The sequence below is a fragment of the Kitasatospora sp. NPDC052896 genome (assembly GCF_044547075.1).
Classification (GTDB): Bacteria; Actinomycetota; Actinomycetes; order Streptomycetales; family Streptomycetaceae; genus Kitasatospora.
The window spans coordinates 22,128-40,838 of sequence record NZ_JBITZU010000015.1 but is presented as its reverse complement, the minus strand read 5'-3'; the positions used below and the strand labels follow the sequence as shown (position 1 = coordinate 40,838).

At 71.8% G+C, this 18,711-nt stretch carries 14 protein-coding genes; 6 read left to right on the top strand and 8 right to left on the bottom strand.

From position 1 onward, the window contains the following. Positions 1 to 153 precede the first annotated feature (153 nt). Entirely contained in the window at positions 154 to 1,584 is a 1,431-nt protein-coding gene (locus tag ACIGXM_RS25650) for a glutamate decarboxylase (RefSeq protein WP_396564707.1), read from the bottom strand. Between the two features lie 209 nt (positions 1,585 to 1,793). Here ACIGXM_RS25650 and ACIGXM_RS25645 point away from each other — a divergent pair, with 209 nt between their 5' ends. Beyond that, on the top strand, positions 1,794 to 1,964 hold the full coding sequence (locus ACIGXM_RS25645; RefSeq protein WP_396564706.1) for a hydrophobic protein: 171 nt from the start codon (positions 1,794 to 1,796) through the stop codon (positions 1,962 to 1,964). 575 nt (positions 1,965 to 2,539) lie between these two features. Here ACIGXM_RS25645 and ACIGXM_RS25640 read toward each other — a convergent pair. Further along, positions 2,540 to 3,112 carry a TetR/AcrR family transcriptional regulator gene (locus tag ACIGXM_RS25640; RefSeq protein ID WP_396564705.1) on the bottom strand — a complete coding sequence of 191 codons (573 nt, stop codon included), beginning with the start codon at positions 3,110 to 3,112 and terminating at the stop codon, positions 2,540 to 2,542. Between the two features lie 141 nt (positions 3,113 to 3,253). Between ACIGXM_RS25640 and ACIGXM_RS25635 the strand changes: the two genes are divergently transcribed. Further along, positions 3,254 to 3,991 carry an SDR family oxidoreductase gene (locus ACIGXM_RS25635; protein WP_396564704.1) on the top strand — a complete coding sequence of 246 codons (738 nt, stop codon included), beginning with the start codon at positions 3,254 to 3,256 and terminating at the stop codon, positions 3,989 to 3,991. Positions 3,992 to 4,254: 263 nt separating this feature from the next. Here the strand turns inward: ACIGXM_RS25635 and ACIGXM_RS25630 are convergent, their stop codons facing one another. After that, positions 4,255 to 4,905: a hypothetical protein gene (locus ACIGXM_RS25630; protein ID WP_396564703.1), complete on the bottom strand. Its 651-nt coding sequence runs from the start codon at positions 4,903 to 4,905 to the stop codon at positions 4,255 to 4,257. A gap of 480 nt (positions 4,906 to 5,385) precedes the next feature. Between ACIGXM_RS25630 and ACIGXM_RS25625 the strand changes: the two genes are divergently transcribed. Then, positions 5,386 to 6,636 (top strand): MFS transporter, encoded by a 1,251-nt coding sequence (locus ACIGXM_RS25625; RefSeq protein ID WP_396564701.1) that lies wholly within the window; start codon positions 5,386 to 5,388, stop codon positions 6,634 to 6,636. A gap of 356 nt (positions 6,637 to 6,992) precedes the next feature. Here the strand turns inward: ACIGXM_RS25625 and ACIGXM_RS25620 are convergent, their stop codons facing one another. Next, the gene (locus ACIGXM_RS25620; protein ID WP_396564700.1) at positions 6,993 to 7,469 is read right to left on the bottom strand and encodes a hypothetical protein; all 477 of its coding nucleotides are present in this window, start codon (positions 7,467 to 7,469) and stop codon (positions 6,993 to 6,995) included. A 606-nt stretch (positions 7,470 to 8,075) separates the two neighbouring features. Between ACIGXM_RS25620 and ACIGXM_RS25615 the strand changes: the two genes are divergently transcribed. After that, positions 8,076 to 9,041 carry an alpha/beta hydrolase family protein gene (locus ACIGXM_RS25615; RefSeq protein ID WP_396564698.1) on the top strand — a complete coding sequence of 322 codons (966 nt, stop codon included), beginning with the start codon at positions 8,076 to 8,078 and terminating at the stop codon, positions 9,039 to 9,041. 242 nt (positions 9,042 to 9,283) lie between these two features. On the opposite strand, the gene ACIGXM_RS25610 is transcribed toward ACIGXM_RS25615, so the two are convergent. Together ACIGXM_RS25610 and ACIGXM_RS25605 are read right to left on the bottom strand one after the other, a co-directional pair. Continuing rightward, on the bottom strand, positions 9,284 to 9,817 hold the full coding sequence (locus ACIGXM_RS25610; RefSeq protein ID WP_396564696.1) for an NUDIX domain-containing protein: 534 nt from the start codon (positions 9,815 to 9,817) through the stop codon (positions 9,284 to 9,286). A 375-nt stretch (positions 9,818 to 10,192) separates the two neighbouring features. Further along, positions 10,193 to 10,924, bottom strand: a complete 732-nt coding sequence (locus tag ACIGXM_RS25605) for an SDR family oxidoreductase (protein WP_396564694.1) — start codon at positions 10,922 to 10,924, stop codon at positions 10,193 to 10,195. Positions 10,925 to 11,137: 213 nt separating this feature from the next. Here ACIGXM_RS25605 and ACIGXM_RS25600 point away from each other — a divergent pair, with 213 nt between their 5' ends. Continuing rightward, a complete protein-coding gene (locus ACIGXM_RS25600; protein WP_396564693.1) occupies positions 11,138 to 12,352 on the top strand; it encodes an FAD-dependent oxidoreductase in 1,215 nt (404 codons plus the stop codon). 437 nt (positions 12,353 to 12,789) lie between these two features. Here the strand turns inward: ACIGXM_RS25600 and ACIGXM_RS25595 are convergent, their stop codons facing one another. Beyond that, positions 12,790 to 14,295 (bottom strand): FAD-dependent oxidoreductase, encoded by a 1,506-nt coding sequence (locus tag ACIGXM_RS25595; protein WP_396564691.1) that lies wholly within the window; start codon positions 14,293 to 14,295, stop codon positions 12,790 to 12,792. Positions 14,296 to 14,427: 132 nt separating this feature from the next. Between ACIGXM_RS25595 and ACIGXM_RS25590 the strand changes: the two genes are divergently transcribed. Continuing rightward, positions 14,428 to 17,655, top strand: coding sequence for a BTAD domain-containing putative transcriptional regulator (locus tag ACIGXM_RS25590; RefSeq protein ID WP_396564689.1), 3,228 nt, complete (start codon positions 14,428 to 14,430; stop codon positions 17,653 to 17,655). 161 nt (positions 17,656 to 17,816) lie between these two features. Here the strand turns inward: ACIGXM_RS25590 and ACIGXM_RS25585 are convergent, their stop codons facing one another. Continuing rightward, positions 17,817 to 18,710, bottom strand: a complete 894-nt coding sequence (locus ACIGXM_RS25585) for a LysR family transcriptional regulator (protein WP_396564687.1) — start codon at positions 18,708 to 18,710, stop codon at positions 17,817 to 17,819. Position 18,711 lies beyond the last annotated feature (1 nt).

The window sequence follows — 18,711 nt, the reverse complement described above, 5'->3', positions numbered from 1 at the left end:
GGCCACGCCGCCCGGCAGCGCGCTGTGCCGTTCGCCACAGCCACGGAAGGCTGAAGGGGTGGGCGCCCGGTCCCGGCCATCGACGGCATCCACCCCACTCGTCCGGGCGTTTCACGGCGATCTGTGGCCTGGTGCCGGACATCGTGCACTGCGCTAGGAGTGGCCAGGCCGCTGGGGGTTCGTGGTCTCGGCTCCGTGCGCGAAGCCCCCGGCGTCGTCGACGTTCCGGCGGGGTGCGGTCTGGGACCGCAGGCGTGGGAGGACGGCGCGCAGGTCGCGCAGGAACATGTCGGCCAGGTCGTGACTGAAGCCGTTGCGTACCACGATGCGCAGGACGTCGAGGTCGGTGCGGTTGGGTGGGAGGGAGTAGGCGGGTACGAGCCAGCCGTGTTCCCGCATCGCGGCGGAGACGTCGAAGACGGAGAAGCTGGTGATGTCGTCGCGGACGCGGAAGGCGAAGACGGGCAGTTGGGAGCCGTCGGTGATGAGCTCGAAGGGGCCGAGGGATGCTATCTGGCCGGCCAGGCGGGTGGCGATGTCGCGACAGGTGCGCTGGATGCGGCGGTAGCCGTCGAAGCCCAGGCGCAGGAAGTTGTAGTACTGGGCGACGACCTGGGCTCCGGGCCGGGAGAAGTTGAGGGCGAAGGTGGGCATGTCGCCGCCGAGGTAGTTGACGTGGAAGACCAGGTCCTCGGGCAGCGCGGCGGCGTCGCGCCACAGGGCCCACCCGACGCCGGGCATCACCAGGCCGTACTTGTGGCCGGAGGTGTTGATGGAGGCCACCCGGGGCAGGCGGAAGTCCCATGCGAGGTCGGGCTCCAGGAAGGGGGCCACCATGCCCCCGGAGGCGGCGTCCACGTGGATGGGGATGTCCAGGCCGGTCCGTTCGTGGAGGCGATCGAGTTGGTGGGCGAGTTCGGCGACCGGCTCGTAGCTGCCGTCGAAGGTGGAGCCCAGGACGGCGACCACGCCGATGGTGTTCTCGTCGCACAGCTCGACCGCTCCCTCGGGGGAAAGGTGGTACCGCCCGGCCTCCACCGGTACGTAGCGGGCCTCGACGTCGAAGTAGTTGGCGAACTTCTCCCAGCACACCTGCACGTTGATGCCCATGACCAGGTTCGGTCGGTCCGCCGCCCGCTCCTTGCGGCTGCGCTCGTGCTGCCAGCGGCGCTTGAGCGCGAGTCCGGCGAGCATGGCGGCCTCGCTGGAGCCGGTGGTCGAGCATCCCACCGCCTGTTGAGGGTCGGGGGCGCACCACAGACGCGCGAGCATGGCCGTGCAGCGGGCCTCGAGTTCCGCGGTCTGCGGGTACTCGTCCTTGTCGATCATGTTCTTCTCGGCGCACTCGGCCATCAGCCGCTGGGCCTGCGGCTCCGCCCAGGTCCCGACGAAGGTCGCCAGGTTCAGGCGCGCGTTGCCGTCCAACATCAGCTCGTCGTGGACGACCTGATAGGCCGTGTCGGGATCCATCTCCCGGCTGGGCAGCTCGTCACGCGGCACGGCCAGCGGTTCGCGGGTGAAGAGCGGATTGACCGTCAGGTCCTTGTGGCTGCTGCGGTGATGGCGAGGATGCTTCAGTGGCACGGGAACTCCCCTTGTGCGCGGGTTGGTGTGGACTCCCGGCTACCCCGGTCGGTCGCTGCCATGCCCTGCCTCCCGCCCCCGTCGCCGTGAACGGTCCCTTCACGACGCCGTCCGCACGGTGTCGCTGGAAAATCCTCCGAATATCGCCGCGGGACCGGGGCAGCAGAGCGTCTGACTCCGCCCATTCGATGCCGAGGAGGCCGGTTCCCGTGGCTGTCCTGTTGCTCGTTCTCCTACTCACCCTGCTGCTGTTCGGGCTCGGCTTCGCCGTCAAGGTCCTGTGGTGGGTCGCCGTCATCATGTTCGTGCTCTGGCTGATCGGCTTCATCGCCCGCACCACCGACGCGGCCGGCTCCCGCAGCCGCTGGTACCGCTGGTAGATCGGTGGCTCCACGCGGCACGTCGAAGTGCGCCGGGGTGCGTCCACGTCCCTGCGGGGACACGGACGCACCCCGGGCAGTGACCCGCTCGACGTTTCCCGAGGGGCGTCCTCGGTGCCCGCTCGGTGGATCAGGGGTTGACGCCGAGGACAGTGAATCCGTGAGGACTGGACACTGGAGCCATTGTCATGACCCTGGCTATCGTCTCGCTGCTGGTGCCGGCGAGCTTGGCGGCCGTTGCGGCCGCACTCCTTCCCCTGAACGTGGTCGTCGTCGCCAACGCAACCGGCGCCGCCGCCTGGACCGCGCTCTGGACCGCGCTCGGCTACAGCGCCGGCACGGACATCGACCCCCTCTACCACCAGGCCGCGCGCTACCAACTCCTACTGCTGCCCGCCGCCGCGCTGCTCGTCGCCACCCTCACCGCCCGCGTGCTCTGGCGGCAGCACCGCCCACGCCCCGACTGTGGTGGCCGCGCCCGCCGCGCGATCCGGACACGCCTGGGCTGGGCGAGGACGAGACGGGCGAGGGATGAGTGCGTGCGGCCCCGTGCTGGCGCGCCCGGGCACGTGTCCTCATCGGCGGACCGTGAGGCCGTCCAGGGTGAGGTCGAGCAGGCGCTCGGCTTGCTGTCGGTGTTCAGCGCCCGCCGAGGTGAGGGCGATGCCTTCGAGGGCGGCGCTGATGTCGGTGGGCCTGATGTCGGTACGGATCATTCCGGCAGCCGCGCACGCGTCCATGAGTGAGGTGATGGCGGCCTGGATCATCTCCCGGCTGTGACCGTAGGGGTTGCCTCCCGTCGCGGCGATGGCGCGCAGTGCGTCGATCATGCCGTACTTGGCAGTGACGTAGTCCAGGAAGAGGCGTGTCCACGCGCGCAGGGCTTCGGCGGGTGGCTTCCGCGCGAGCAGGGCGGGAACCGCGTCGCACAGGTGGGCCACCTCGTTGCGGTAGACCGCCTCGACCAAAGCCTCCCGAGTGGGGAAGTTGCGGTACAGGGTCGCGCTGCCCACGCCCGCCTCCTTGGCGATGCGCTCCATCTGGGCGTCCAGCCCCTGCGTCGTGAACACGCGCACGGCGGCGGTGAGGATCTTCTCCCTGTTGCGCCGCGCGTCAGCCCGCAACGGTCGGTGTGCTTCGTCGGCCATCAGTGCTCGCCGTCCCCTCTCATGTGCCCTCCAACTTGCCAAGCGGAGACGCCCCCACTTAGCCTGAACAAACGGGGAAGCCCCCACTTTCACTGTAGGTCAACGCACCGACCGGCGCACACCCACGTAAGGAAGCTGATCATGTCGGGTATCCAGGGCAAAGTCATCGCGATCACAGGTGCCAGCAGCGGAATCGGCGAAGCGACCGCGACCTACCTCGCCGAAAGAGGCGCCCGGCTCGTACTCGGCGCCCGCAGGGAGGACCGACTGAACGCTGTCGTGGACAGCATCACGGCCAAGGGCGGCACCGCCACCGGCGTCATCGTCGACGTCACGCGCCGCGAGGACCTCCAGCGCCTCACCGACACGGCGATCGAGCAGTTCGGCCGACTCGACGTCCTCGTCTCCAATGCGGGCACGATGGCCGTCTCTCCGTTCGACGACCTGCGCCAGGACGACTGGGACTCCATGGTCTCCACCCACATCACAGGCCTGCTCAACGGCATCGGGGCGGCACTGCCCGTCTTCCGCCGACAGCACTCCGGCCAGTTCGTCAACGTCGGCTCCACCGCGGCCTACGTCGTCAAGCCCCCGCAGGCCGTCTACGCGGCCACCAAGACGGCGGTGAAGGTGCTCACCGAGGGCCTGCGCCAGGAATCGGGCCCCGACCTGCGCGTGACCCTCGTCTCGCCCGGCTTCACCAACACCGAGGGCGTGGGCAAGGGGGCGGGCCCCGAGATCGCGGCCGCGATGACCCGGCAGCGCGACGAGATCGCCATGCCGCCCTCCGCCATCGCCTCGGCCATCGGCTACGCCATCGAGCAGCCCGACGGCGTCGATGTCAGCGAGATCGTCGTCCGTCCCACCGCGCAAGCCTGACAACGCCACGGGAGCCGCTCGCATCCGCGCGGTCCGGTCGCTTCCCGCCGGTTGCGGCTGGGAGTGCAGCGCGCGCAGCAGCAGGCGGGCCAGCCGGCTGATCGCTCGAACGCGGCGTGGAGAGGGACGTGGCGCCTACGGCGCTGCACCACGGCCTCGGTGTGCTGCCGTGCTATCCGCTCGTCAACGGCATGCTGACCGGGAAACCGGTGGGCGGTTCGGGTCGCCCCGGACCGCCCACCCTTGACGAATGCGTGCGTGGTCTACGGGTGGTAGGCCTGGGTGATCGAGGTGATCACGTTCTGGCCGTTGGCCGTGATGAGGTACTGGTTGCCGAAGCAGGCGCCGGGTGCGGCCACGGCGCTCGGGTTGTGCAGGCAGTCGTCCTGCTGCTTCATGAACGCGTCCAGGCTGACCGGCTGCGGGGTGGCACCGTTCAGGACGTAGGTCTTGACGTCGTTGCTGAACGTGTAGACGACCGGGCTGCCGTAGCTCTCGTAGTAGCCGTCGTCCGGGACGTCGGAGCCGCAGACGAACTTGGTGGGCTTGGCCTTCATCCACACCGAGGTCATGTAACCGTTGTCGGTGGCCTCCACCACCACCTGACCAGCCAGATCCTGCTTCGCCGCCGCCGTACAGTCCTGATTCGGGGCGGCACCGCCCGACGGCCTCACACCAGTCGGCTTGGCACCGGTCGGCTTGCCACTCGGCCTGGCGACACCGGTCGGCTTCGCCGCACCGATGGGCGCGGCCGACTGGGTGGGGGCCGGCTGGGCGCCGCCGCCGGTGGACGCCACGGCGCCGGCCGTCGACGAGCCAGCGGCACCGTCGATCTCGTCCGGGCCACAAGCGGCCAGAGCGAGACCAACGCACACGGTGGCGACAGCGGTTATGGCGAGACGGGTGGCCTTCATGGCGAGTTCCCCCAGGGAGCGGTGAGTGATACTGACTGGCCGTCAGGGCCGATCACTTATTTCTACGCGCCAAGCGCCAGCACAGATCCCCCTGTTGCGCCCCTGTGACAAGGACCGGACAACCCCGCATCGTTGTCGCAGCCGTACCCCTCAATGCGCCTGCCGCGAACGCCCCCGGCGGACGGAATCCCCTGATGAGCCCTTGACGCGATCCACGGGGGTGCCCGTACCCGCAGCGCCCCCCGATGTCCTCACCCGCAGCTCGGCCACCCCGACCGGATCGACGCCGCCATGAAGGCGTGAAACTCGCCACCGGCAGCCCCGCCCATCCCACGATGGCTGCCAGCCCCGTTCGCGCGGCGCCTGTGCCCCGTGGGCGTCCCCGGTGGGCGGCCGGCCGGGACGGCCGCACCTCGCGCAGAGTCGGAGCTGGCTGGAACCGGCCCGAACGGTGGGTCGGTCGGCTGCTAACCTCATCGCATGATCACCCGGGGGATCACGGGCCGACGCGCCGTCACACCGCGCCCGGGGGCCCGCGAACAGCGGGCGATGATCCTCTCCAGCCTCACCAACCGGATCGGCAACGGGCTCTTCAACCCCGCTGCGGCGCTCTACTTCACCCGTGTGGTGCACCTCTCGGCCCGTGGTGTCGGCCTCGGCCTCACCCTGGCCGGGCTCGTCGGCCTGCTGGCCGGCGTCCCCGCCGGGCGGCTCGCCGACCGGCGGGGCCCGCGCACCGTCATGCTCGCCACCCTGGCCGTCCAGACGCTCACCATGCTCGCCTTCGTCCTGGTGCGCGGCTGGGCCGTCTTCACCGCCGTCGCCACCCTCGACCTGCTCGCGCTCTCCGCCAACAACGCCGCGCGCGGTGCCCTGATCGCGCGGGTCGGCGGGGAGCGGCCGGCCGCCTTCCGGGCCCGGCTGCGCTCCTTCGTCAACCTCGGGGTGGTGATCGGCACGGTCGGCGCAGGCTTCGCGGTGCAGCTGGACAGCCGGGCCGCCTACACCGGGCTGGTACTGGCCAACGCGGCCAGCTACCTGCTCTGCGGCCTGCTGCTCCTGCGGGTGCCGAACTACCCGCCGCTGCCCCGGCCCGCCGAGCGGGCGCGGCTCGGGGCCCTGCGCGACCGCCCGTTCGTCACCTTCGCCGTGCTGAACGGTGCGATGGGGCTGCAGTACACGGTGGTCTCGCTGGTGCTGCCGATCTGGATCGCCGCACACACCCACGCCCCGCGCTGGACGGTGGCCGCGGTAGCCGCGCTCAACTCCGCCGTCTGCGTGCTGCTCCAGGCCAGGCTCGGCACCCGGGTGGAGACCCCCGACCAGGGCGGGGCCGCACTCCGGCGGGCCGGGCTGCTCTTCCTGGTGAGCTGCCCGCTGATGGCGGTGGCCGCCTCGGTGCCCGCCTGGGCGGCCGTCGCGCTGCTGGCGGTGGCGATCACCGTGCACAGCCTCGGCGAGATCTGGGAAAGCTCGGCCGGCTTCGCCCTCGGCTTCGGCCTGGCCCCCGACCACGCCCAGGGGCAGTACCAGGGGCTGATCGGCCTGGGCTTCGACCTCGGCCAGGCGGTCGGCCCCGCACTGCTCACCACGCTCTGTCTCGGCCTCGGCCGCTGGGGCTGGTACGCCCTCGGCCTTTGCTTCGCCGCGCTCGGCGCCGCCGGCCCGGCGGTCGCTGCCTGGGGAGCCCGCACCCGGGACGGTGCGGCGCCCCAACCGGCCGCCGCCTGACTCGGCGTTTCGTCCTGGGCGCTTCGCCCAGCCGCAGGGCTGCCAACAGCCCGCGGTCATCGGGCGGCCAGACCCGCGCCGACCAGAGTCCACCGACAGCGTTCCCCCGGCCCGTGACCTCCACCGTCACCTGCCGCCCTGACAGCAGCCCCCAGCCACCACCCAACCCCCGACAGGCCGGCCCCCGCACCGCCAGGCGCAGCCGAACTCCGAGCCAGGGACCAGTGGCCAGAACGAAGGGGCGAGCCGCATGGGCCCGCCCCTTCCATCGCTGTTCAGCCTTCCCTGGCCGCCGGACCGCCAGTAGCGGGGTGCGGGGCACTCGGTCCGCTCCGGTCGCGCTTGGGCAGCGGTCTCTAGAACCAGCGCTCGTTGTTGTTGTTCGCGTTCCCGTCGTGGGCGTACACCGACCCCCAGGTGTCGCTGCCGGTCTCGTCCAGGTAGTAACCGGTCGTGGCGCTTATGAGGTTCCAGCCTTGCCCTGACCCCTGAAAGTGCTCGTGCCAGCGCTCGTTCGCGCTGGTGTGGTTCGGCGTGGGGTTGCAGTTCTCAGTGACGACATTGCGGCCGTAGGCCGCCAGGCAGTGACCGTAGACGTCCACTTCGTTCCAGGTTCCGTCACTGTTCTCGCTGTCATACCACTGAAAAGGCTCGCTGATCACGTTGAGCGAGCCGCCGTTTTGGTCTGCCCAGAGCCAGCCACCGAGAGCGCTCCGCCACGTGATGGGTGAGCCGTAGCCGTCAGCGGATGCGGACCCGGACATGCCACACGTCAGCAGCGAAGCAGCAGCCGCAGCCACCACGAACGCCTTGACAACACGCCCCTTGCTCATACCGTTCCCCCCGATGTCTGTTTCATGGACCAGAAGACATGATGGCCGTACGCCAGCACCTCGGCAATAGTTCGAAAGCTCGCGGAAAGAATGTGGCGATGTGACCGAACTAGAACGGTTTCTCCTGAATTACTTTCACTGTTCCGTTCCATCGGGATTGACGGAGTTTCAGCGTCCGCCTTGCCGCGGATCGAGCCCGGCACGTCCAGCACGGGCGCAGCCCGCGTCGAGAGGCCGAGCCCGTCCGAGCCTGGCCGCGCCCACCCAGCACCGGGAGCACACCGGTTCCAAGCCAGGACCCGCCCGACCCGGCGCGTCGACACGGGAGGCGACGAACACGTCGGTGGCGGCACCAAGCGCTGTCTGCCGGTTGCGCTGCTCGTCGGCCCGCTCGCCCCGGGGCGGCGACTCCCCCGCGGGGCTCTCGGTGGCCACCACGTAGTCCTCCCATCCCGATTGACAAAACGGAACAGCGCTCCGGATACTAAGTGGAGCACCGTTCCGTTTCAGGCCGGCTGAAGCGGCGGGCCGCACCTGACCGCCTTGCCCGTCGCCAGTCGCAGGAGACCGGCGGACGGCGGGTGCCACCGAAAGGGAATCCACATCGTGAGCACATCCACTGCCACCGGCGCCGACGCCTTGGGCACGCCTGCCCCGGTCCTGTCCTTCAGCCCGGTGGTCCTCCCCGTGCCCGGACGTCCCGTGGAGCTCCAGGTGCGCGTCTCCGCACCCGCGACCGGAACCGGCCTCCCCGTCATCCTGCTCTCCCACGGTCACGGTCCCTCGAACAACCTCTCGTCGCTCAACGGCTACGCGCCACTCGCCAACTCCTGGGCCGCCCACGGATTCGTCGTCGTCCAGCCCACCCACCTCACCTCCCGCACACTGAGCCACCTGGTCGCCGGCGCACCCGGCGCACCCGACTTCTGGCGCTCCCGCGCCGAGGACATGACCCACATCCTTGACCGGCTCGACGTGATCGAGCGCACCGTGCCACAGCTAGCGGGACGGATCGACCCCACCAAGGTCACCCTCGTCGGACACTCGCTCGGCGGATTCACCGCCGCCCTCCTGCTGGGCGCCGGGCTCAAGGACCCCGACACCGGGAACGTGGTGCGCCTCGTCGAGCCCCGGATCAAGGCGGGCGTACTGCTCGCCGCACCCGGCAGGGGCGGCGAAGTCCTCAACGGGCCCATGGCCGAGCAGTGGCCGATCATCGGAGCTGTCGACTTCTCCACCATGACCGCACCCGCGCTGGTCGTCGCCGGCGACAAGGACGACCCCCGGCACTTCACAGACATGGGGCCGGACTGGCACGCCGACCCCTACACCCTCGCCCCCGGCCCCAAGACCCTGCTCACCCTGTTCGACGCGGAGCACGGACTCGGCGGGATCGCCGGATACGACGCCGCCGAGACCACGGACGAGAACCCCGAGCGAGTCACCGCCCTCGCCCGGCTCACCGCGGCCTACCTCCGCACCCAGCTTCACCCTGGCGCCCCCACATGGCAGACCGCGTGCGAGGCGCTGACGACCGACCCCGACCCGGTAGGACGAGTCGAATCCAAGTAACCCCCCCCGCCCCCACAGGCGCCCTGCCGGGCAAGGCGGAAGGGGCGCACAGGGACAGGACAGCGAGCGGGCTCGTAGTCGACGACGATGTCGGGGCAGCCGACCGCCACGGTGTGACGCGCCTCGGCACCCAGGGCCCTCAAGGGACGGCTCCGCCCTTCACCGGCTCGGCGCCAGGACTGCCCGGACTCGTCGCACCGTCGTTCCGCGAACCCGGTGTGTACACGCCTGCGGGGTCGCAGTTACGCGTTGTCGGGGGCCTCGGTGTCGAACTGGGCTGTCAGGTGCTCGGCTCGAGATGCGGTGACGATGCGGGTGAGGCCGTCGGCCCGGGCGGCGTAGCAGGCCTGGAGGCGTTGCGCGCTGACGGGGCCGAGGAGTTCGGCGGCGCGTTCGACGGAGGCCCAGGTCCAGCTGTCGAGTTCGTCTTCCTGGAGGGTGATCGGGGTGTCGGCGGGGATGGTGCCGAGGTCGATGAAGAACTGGGTTCCGGGCTGGTCCTCGAGACTGGTGCCGGTGGCGGTGAGCCAGGAGACGCAGAGCAGCCGGCCGGGCCGGAGTTCGATGCCCAACTCCTCGCTGGTCTCACGGACCGCGCACTCCTCGGGGCCCTCCGACAGCTCGATCACCCCACCGGGGAACTGGTGGTGCGGCCGGTAGCTCTTGACGAGGAGCACCTCACCCGCGGGGTTCGTGATGAAGGCACTGGCCGCGGTGAACGCGCGCGGAAGACCCTTCAGCCACTCCTGACGGTTGATCGGCGTCTGCGATGCCATGGGCTGCTCCTCTGCTCGGGGCGGTCGGTCGACAGCTTCAACCAAGGGGATCGCAGCGGCAGCTGGTTCGGCCGGCCCGCTCTGGTCCCCTTGGAGAGGACGCGCTACTCCGCCTGAACGATCCAGTACCGTTCCACATACTCGTTCGGGCCTTGCGAATCCCCCCGGACTGCCGATTGGTCGGCTGGCACCACCGGTATCACCAACTGCGAAGCGAGGCTTCGAGGCGGTGCGGGAGGCCGTGAAGGCGTGGCGTACGGAGCGTCGATGCCGCTGGCATCCGCGATCTGCCTGAGCGTAGCCGGGCCGTCGCGGGGCCGAAGGAGTATCTTGCCCCGGCCGCCACCGAAGCGGAACCCGAGCACCCCGGCGAGCTCACCACGCTACCGTCCGGCCGAGGTAGTCGACGTAGTGCAGACCTGGGCTTTCCCGGAGGGCGTCGAGCGTCCTGACCACGTTCGGGATGCTGTCGTCGATGCCGAGCCGGGCCTCCGGGCCGCCCATGTCGGTGCGCACCCAGCCGGGGGCCATCAGGACCAGCGCACGGTGCTCGCCGCGGTGCCGCGCCGCGTAGCTGCGCACGAACGTGTTGAGCGCCGCCTTGCTACCGCGGTACACCTCGTGGCCGCCGTGCTCGTTGTTGGCCACGCTGCCCTGACCCGAGGACATCACCGCGATCGTGCCCGCGGGCTCGACGAGGTCCTGGAGGGCCTCGATGACGCGCAGCGGGCTCAGCGCGTTGGTCACCATGACCCGGACGAACTCCTCGGTGGAGGTCTGCGCCACCGTGCCCTCGGGCTGGTTCGTGACGCCGGCGTTCACGAAGAGCAGGTCGAACCTCCGGTCCGCCAGACGATCGCGCAGCGCCGCGATCTGCTCGGGCTCCGTGACGTCGACGGTCTCGATCTCGATCTGCCCGGCGCAGGTTTCGGCGAGGTCGTGCAGGCCGGTCCGGCCGGAGCCGCGCACGGTGGCCACGACATGCCGGCCGCCCCCTGCCCATTCCCGGGCCAGCGCGAGGCCCAGACCGCGGGACGCGCCGATGAGGAGCACGCGCCCACCCGGGAGCGGGTGCTGGGAGTGACTCCCGAAATTAGTTGTAGTCATACAATGATTGTGCGAGATGCAACCACCTCCGTCAAGCTGCGGCCGCTTCAACACGCCTTGCGTCGCATGGCCGTTCGTGTGTTAGCGTCTTTGACGGACGTACGAAAGTCACGGTCCGGTAGGTAGTCCGGATGGCGATTCCTCGCTCGTACGGTGCCCTTGAGGCACGTCCGGTGCGTCCCTTTTCGTTCATGATCGAGAAGGGACACGACCGTGTCGGATCTGCATGTCGTCATCGCCGGGGGCGGACTGGGCGGCCTGGCCCTCGCACAGGGCCTTCGCCAGGCGGGGATCAGCTTCGCCGCCTACGAGAAGGACCCCGGCCCCGACTTCCGCAACCAGGGCTACCGCATCCGCATCAGCCCCGACGGCATCACCGCCCTCAAGGCACTGCTGACGCCGCGGGCGTACGAGGTGTTCGCCGCCACGGCCGCGACCCCCGGCCCGCGCACGGACACCTTCGACCACCACCTGAACCTGCTGCACACCCAGGAACTCCCGCACCTCCCGGGCCTGCCGGGCAGCGGAAACCTGGCGGTCAACCGTCTGACACTACGTCAGATCCTGCTCTCCGGACTGCGGGACGCCGTGCACTACGGCGCCCGGCTCACCCACTACGACGTCAACCGCTCGGGCTCGGTGACCGCTCACTTCGCGGACGGCACCACCGCCACCGGCGACGTGTTGATCGGCGCCGACGGCGTCAACTCGGCCGCGCGCAAGCAGTACTTGGCGCAGGCACAGGTCGTCGATGCCGGGCTGCGGCTGCTCTACGGCAAGGTCCCCCTCGCCGACGACCAGGCCCGGGCCCCGCTCCCGCCCGAGTCGCTCGGACTGTGGACCACCGTCGTCGGACCGCAGCGGCGCTTCGTCGGACTCGCCCCCGTGCGGTTCCGCGAACCGGTGCACGAGGTGGCCACCCGGCTCGCACCACCCATCGAGCTGAGCGGCGTCGACGACTACCTCACCTGCGTCTTCGGCGCCCGCCGGGAGCAGTTCCCCCACACCGACACGGAGTTGTTCGCCATGAACGGCGAGCAACTGAAGGCACTCACCCTGTCCCTGGTGAACGGCTGGCACCCTCGACTGGTGGAGACCGTCTCCTGCCAGGACCCCGCCTCGATCTTCCCGGTCACCGTGCGCACCAGCGTGCCCGTAGCCGCCTGGGAGACCACCACGGTCACCCTGCTCGGCGATGCCATCCACGCCATGAGCCCCGCGATCGGCGTCGGCGCGAACACCGCACTGCGTGACGCCCGTATCCTGGCCGGCCGCCTGGTCGAGGCCGCCGCCGGCCGGCCACTCACCGAGGCCCTGCACGCCTACGAGGAGGAGATGACCGGGTACGGCTTCGACGCGGTGCGCGACTCCGCCGCCCACGGGCATCGCCTGGTGGGCCAGGACCCGCTCCCCTCAACGCAGTTGTAGACGCCGACTGGTCCAACGTCCGCCCGCGCACCGAACCGCGCGAACCGGCGACGGGCCCGGACCGCGGGCCACCACCAGGGAACGTGGATCCCGCACGGGCCAGGTCCCACCGAACGCGGCAGGCCGAGTTCCTCGGCGACGAGGGGCCTGCCGGCCTCGGAGGCCAGGGCGGACTTGGCAACCTCGGGCATGGTCACCCTCGGGCATGGTCACCCTCGCGCCCGATGCGCATCAGCTCGACCGTGGTCGTCACCATCGCCGCACGGGTGCGCAGCTTCTGGTTGGTGCGGATCCTTCGCCCGTCGGACTCACCTCATCCGACTGGGCGAAGGATCGCTCGGCAGGCCGCGGGGGCGGTGCGGCCGGCTCGTGGTCGGGCCGGTCACGGTGAGTCGGTCAGCCGGCCGACGCCGCGGTGAGCATGGGTGGATCCTCCGTCAGGCCGGCTGCCACCCACACTGGCTGACGGCCCGCTCGAACGCTTCCCGGTCGAAGTCGCGATCGCCCACCCAGGCGACGATGCCGTCCGGCCGGACGAGCACGGCGCCCAGTCCGAGGTCGTCCTTCGCCGCACCGGCCGCATAACGCAGCCGGCTCTCCCCGCCTGTCGCCGAATCGCGCAGGCGCCGGTCGGTGCTGAAGTCCAGGACGACGCCGCCGCCGTCCTGCAGCAGGCCGCCGAGGCGGGTGCCGTCCGCCAGCTGGAAGTCCGGGGCGTTGCGGCCGACCAACGGGTGCTCGCCGCCGAGGTCGTAGCGGAGCGACGAGCCGGAGATCTTCCCGTACACGTAGGTCGTGCCGTCCCGGGTGTCGAGCAGGTCGCGGATCACACCCTGCACCGCCTGGCCGTGCGCGTCCGGCCGCATGGCCACCGACTGGGCACGAGTCCAGTCGAGTACCCAGGCGCCGATCGGATGGCGTTCACGGGTGTAGGTGTCGAGAAGCCCGTCCGGCGCCTGCCCACGCACTACCGCCGCGAGCTTCCACCCCAGGTTCACGGCGTCGCCGATGCCGGTGTTGAGCCCCTGCCCGCCCAGCGGGGAGTGGACGTGCGCGGCGTCGCCGGCGAGCAGCGCACGGCCTCGCCGGTACGTCGTGGCCTGCATCGCCCGGTCGGTGAAGGTCGAGACGAGCTGGACGTCCGCCAGCGTGACGTCGGTGCCGGACACCCGGCGCAGCACGGCCTGGAGGTGGTCGCGGCTCGGCTGCCGGGTGCGGTCGAACGCGCCGCCGTCGAAGTCCATCATGCCGATGTGCCCCTCGGTGGGCATCCGGACGTACATGCCGGTCGGCGTCAGGTTGAAGCCGGGGTTCAGCTTCTCGGGATCGGTGATGCCGACGAGCATGGTGTAGCCGGTGAACTGGGGCTCGGTGCCGACGAAGTCGAAGCCTGCCAGCCCGCGCACGGCACTGCGACCGCCGTCGCAGCCGACGGCCCAGCGCGCCGCGTACTCCTGCCCGCCGGCACGCACGATCACACCGTCCTCGTCCTGCTCGACGGCGCGGACCGTGACACCGCGCCGGATCTCCACGCCGAGCTCGGCCGCTCGCTCGGACAGCACCGACTCGACCGCTCCGAGGCTGGTCATCATCACCTCCAGCACCGGGCTGGGCAGCCGGTACGGCAGCGCGTCGACGTCGACCCTGGCCGGATCGAGCACCATACCGGCGAAGTGGCCCACGGCCCGCGGGCCTGACGGCTCGCACCCCTCGGGAGCGTCGTGGACGCCCGACGCCGCCAGCAGCGGGGGCAGCATCCCGCGGCGGTAGAACGCCTCGACCGACGTGGCCGACAGGCCCCGCATCCCGAGCGGCGCCGCCCGCCACCGGGAGCCGGGCTCCGGCTCCCGCTCGAGCACCAGGACCGAGCAGCCCGCGAGACCGAGCTCGCAGGCCAGGAACAGACCGACCGGGCCGGCCCCCACGATCACTGCGTCATGCATGAGAAATCCCCTTTCAGCAGCGTGTTCTCGTTCGATGCGGCAACCCTGACGCCGGCCGCTCACACGGGGCTCACACGGCGCTCAGCCGGGGGCGCATGGCGCTGACACGGGTGCTCGCGCGAAGATGACGCAATGGACGGGGGTGCGCGGCTTCGGGTCACGCTGCTCGGCGCCTTCCAGGCGTCGCGCGGTGACGCCGCCTTGACCGTGCCCGGCGCCCGGTTGCAGGGGCTGGTCGTGCGGCTGGCGCTGGCCGGCGGGCGAGCGGTCGAGCAGGGCGTCCTGGTCGACGCGATCTGGGCCGAGGACCCGCCGGCAGGTCCCGCCCACGCCTTGCAGGCCCTGGTCTCGCGACTGCGCCGGGCCCTCGGTTCGCCCGGCGACGTCACGCCGCTCGCGGGCGGCTACCGGCTGGCGGTGGACGCCGCCGACGTGGACGCGCTGCGGTTCGAGCAGCTCGCCGCTGCCGGCCACGACCGCCTGCGCGCCGGCGACCCGAGCGCCGCGGCGGCCGTGCTCGGCGAGGCCGTGGCGCTGTGGGGCGAGGACCCCGGTGTCGAGCCCACGGCCGTCGCCGCGGTCGCACCGGCCGCCGCGACCAGGCTGGCCCGCGCCTCGGTCGAGGCCGTCACCGACCTCGCCGACGCCGAGTTGGCCCTGGGGCGCGCCGACGCGGCCGCCGCCCGCCTGACCGCCCTGCTGGCCGATCATCCCGTCCACGAACGCGCCGCCGCGTTGCTCATGGACGCGCTCGCCGCCCAGGGCCGCCAGGCCGAGGCCCTGGCCCGGTACGAACAAGTGCGGGAAACCCTGGCAGACGCCCTGGGCACCGACCCGGGGGCCGCGCTGCGTGAGCGTCACCTGAGCCTGCTGCGCGCCGAGCCTGCCGCCGTGGAGACCAAGCCGACCAATCTGCCCGCGCCGCTGACCAGCTTCGTCGGCCGTGACGAGGACCTGGCCCGGATCGACATGCTGCTCGCTGCCGGGCGGCTGGTCACCGTGGTCGGTCCCGGCGGTGCCGGCAAGAGCCGCCTCGCGTTGGAGGCCGCCCGTCGGCACCAGCGGGAATACCGGGACGGAAGTTGGCTGATCGACCTCTCCCCGGTCACCGAACCGGCCAAGGTCGGCGCGGCACTGCTGACGGCGATCGGGCTGCGCGGCACGGCTCTGTTCGAGGCCTCGGCCAGGCCGGCCGGCGACCTGGACGTGCTGGCGGACCAGCTGAGCGGCCGGGCAAGCCTGCTGGTGGTGGACAACTGCGAGCACCTGGTCGACGCCGTGGCCCACTTGCTCTCAGCACTGCTGGCCCGCTGTGCCGGCCTGCGGGTGCTGGCCACCAGCCGCGAACCCCTCGCGATCGACGGCGAGGCGCTGGTCCCACTCGGCCCGCTCACGCTGCCCGAGCCGGACGCGGACGTCGGGCAGGCCCACCGCACGGCGTCGGTGCGGCTGTTCACCGAGCGGGCGGCGGCCGTGCGGCCCGGGTTCGACATCGACCAGCGCAACGTCGGCGAGGTGCTGCGGATCGTCCGCAGCCTGGACGGCATGCCGCTCGCGCTGGAACTGGCCGCGGCCCGCCTGCGCACGCTCTCGCTGGCCGACCTGGCCACCGGGCTGTCCGACCGCTTCCGCCTGCTCACCACCGGCAGCCGCACCGCCCTCCCACGGCACCGCACACTGCGGGCGGTCATCGCGTGGAGCTGGGACCTGCTCGACGAGGACGCGCGCACGGTCGCGGAGCGGATCTCGGTCCTACCTGGCGGCGTCACGCCGGCCTCGGCAGCCGCGGTCTGTGCCGGCACGACGGTGCCGGCCGCCGAGGTCCGGGAGCTGCTCGCGGGCCTGGTCGACCGGTCGTTGCTCCAGCTCGCGCCGGATACCGGCCGTTACCGGATGCTGGAGACCATCCGGGAGTACGGCTTGGAACGCCTGGCCGAGCAAGGCGTTCTGACCACCGCGAGGGACCTGAGCGCCCTTCACTTCGCCGAACTGGTCGCCCGCCACGACCCGCTGCTGCGCGGCCCCGGGCAACTCGACGCGCTCGACGTGCTGAGCGCCGAGTACGACAACGTGCTGGCCGCCCTGCGCCACTTCTGCGACACCGGGGACGCCGACGGCGCGCTCGGGCTCGCGGTGGACCTGACCTGGTACTGGCACATGCTCGGCCGGCATCCCGACGCGTCCTACTGGCTCGGCCAGGCGGCCGCGTTGCCGGCCGGGCGGGCGGGCGTGGACCGCGACATCGCCGAGGGGATGCTGCTGCTCGACGCCTACGACATCCGGGGCGTGCCAGTCGACGACTCGGCCCGGGAGTTCACCGACCGGCTGCTGAGCCATCCGGAGCCGCGGGGCTTCGGCGTGCTGACCGCGGCCCGGCTGGCCGCCCTGGCCGGGATCGACACCTCGCCGGTCATCCAGCGGCTGGTCGACGGCCCGGACGGGTGGCTGGCCGGGCTGGCCCGGATGGCCCGGGCCGAGCTCGCCGAGAACAACGGCCACCTCGACCAGGTCGGCATCGACGTGGCCATGGCACTGGACCGCTTCACCCGAGCGGGCGACCGTTGGGGCCTGGCCATGGCACTGCCGACGCGCGCGCTGCTGCGACAGTACGACGGCGATCTCGACGGCGCGCTGGCCGACCTGACCGAGGCCAAGCGGCTGGCCCGCGGGTTCGGGTCGCTCAGCCACAGCGACGAGACCTTCGTCGACCTGCGCCTGATCGACCTGCACGCGCGGCTCGGCCGGACCGAGCAGGCGGCGGCGATGATCACCGTGACCCGGGAACGCACGCTGCGCTCGACCGCGCCCGAGACGGTGGTGCTGCTCGACGCCCGGGAGGCCGGCCTCCGGCTGCGGACCGGTGATCCGGACCGGGCACGTGAGCTGGTCGAGGCGGCCGAGGCCGGGCTGTCCGACCGGCTCCCGTTCGGCGGCGACCACGCGCGGGCCCTGGTCGGTGCCGTGCGGGCCGAACTCTGTCTCGAACTCGACGACGGCCCCGCCTGCGAGGCGGCGCTGGACCGCGCGTACGCGGCCGCGGTCAACAGCAAGGACCTGCCGATCGTGGCCATGGTCGCGGTGACGGTGGCCGGCCTCGCCACGTTGTACGGGCGCTTCCTGGACGGGGCCGTCGTGCTGGGCGCGGCGGCCCGCCTGCGCGGCGCCCACGACCACACCGATCTCCAGGTCCGTACGCTCAGCAGCCGCGCCCGGGCCGCGCTCGGCAACGAGCGCTTCGCCGAGGCGTACGAGAGCGGCTGGCGGCTGGCCGCCCAGACGGCCCTGAGCCGGACCGATCCCGCACGGCTGCGCCGTACGGCGGCCGGCGCCGCACCTCCCGGACCGGATCGCGCCCAGTAGCCGCGCCGCCTGAGCGTCGTTCCTCCGGTGGGGGCCCGCTGTACCGCCGGAGGCCCGGGCCCCGGCTCCGTCCTCGGCCCCCTCGTCCAGGGCCTGAGCCCGGCTCCCGTGGTCGACCGCTCCGGACTCGCCCTCGAATGCGACGGCCCCGGCAGTACGCATCAGGCGGTCGAGGTGACCGCTCGGGTGACGGCCGTGATCGCCGGGGTGGGGCGGCCGGGGAGGCGCGCCACGAGCACCCGGCGGATCTCGGGAGGCGCACCCTCGACGTGCAGCAGGCTGATCCCGGACGGCAGGACGGGCGAGAGCCGGGAGGGCACCGTCGTGACCCCGAAGCCGCCGGCGACCAGCTGAAGCTTGGTCAGCCAGTCGCGCGCGCGGTGGACGATGTGCGGCCGTCCGGGCAGGCCGGGCCAGACGCCGAGCAGTGGCTCGGAGTTCGACGACGGAGTGGCGATCCACGGGGCGTCGACCAGCTCGTCGACGTGCACCGCGGTGCGGCCGGCGAACTCGCCGGTCGAAGGCGCCGCCACGACCAGTTCGGTGTCCGCGACGGTCTCGACGTGCAGGCGCGGCGACTCGCCGTCCAAGGGCCGATGGGGCGGGCGGGACGTCAGCACGGCGAGGTCGATCGAGCCCGCGCGCAGTGCCCGGAGCAGGGTGGGCGTGGTGCCCTCGGTCGTGGTGACCGTGATCTGTGGGTCGGTTGCCGCGAGGCGCGCGAGCGAGGGAGGCAGGATGGCCGCGCCCGCGCTCAGGACCAGTCCGAGCCGCACCAGTTCGGTCCGCGGGACGGCTCCGGTGAGGTCGCGCTCGGCCGCCGCCAGGCAGTTCAGGATCGTGCGGGCGTGGCGCAGCAGGGTCAGACCCGCGGGGGTGAGCCGCACCCCGTCGGGGCGCCGTTCGAACAGGGCGGTGCCCGCGCTGCGTTCGAGGGAGGCGGCCTGTCGCGAGACCGCCGACTGCGTGTAGCCGAGCCGGGCGGCTGCCGCGGTGAAGCTGCCGGACTCGGCGATCTGCCGCAGGACCCTCAGGCCCGCACTGGAGATGTCCATG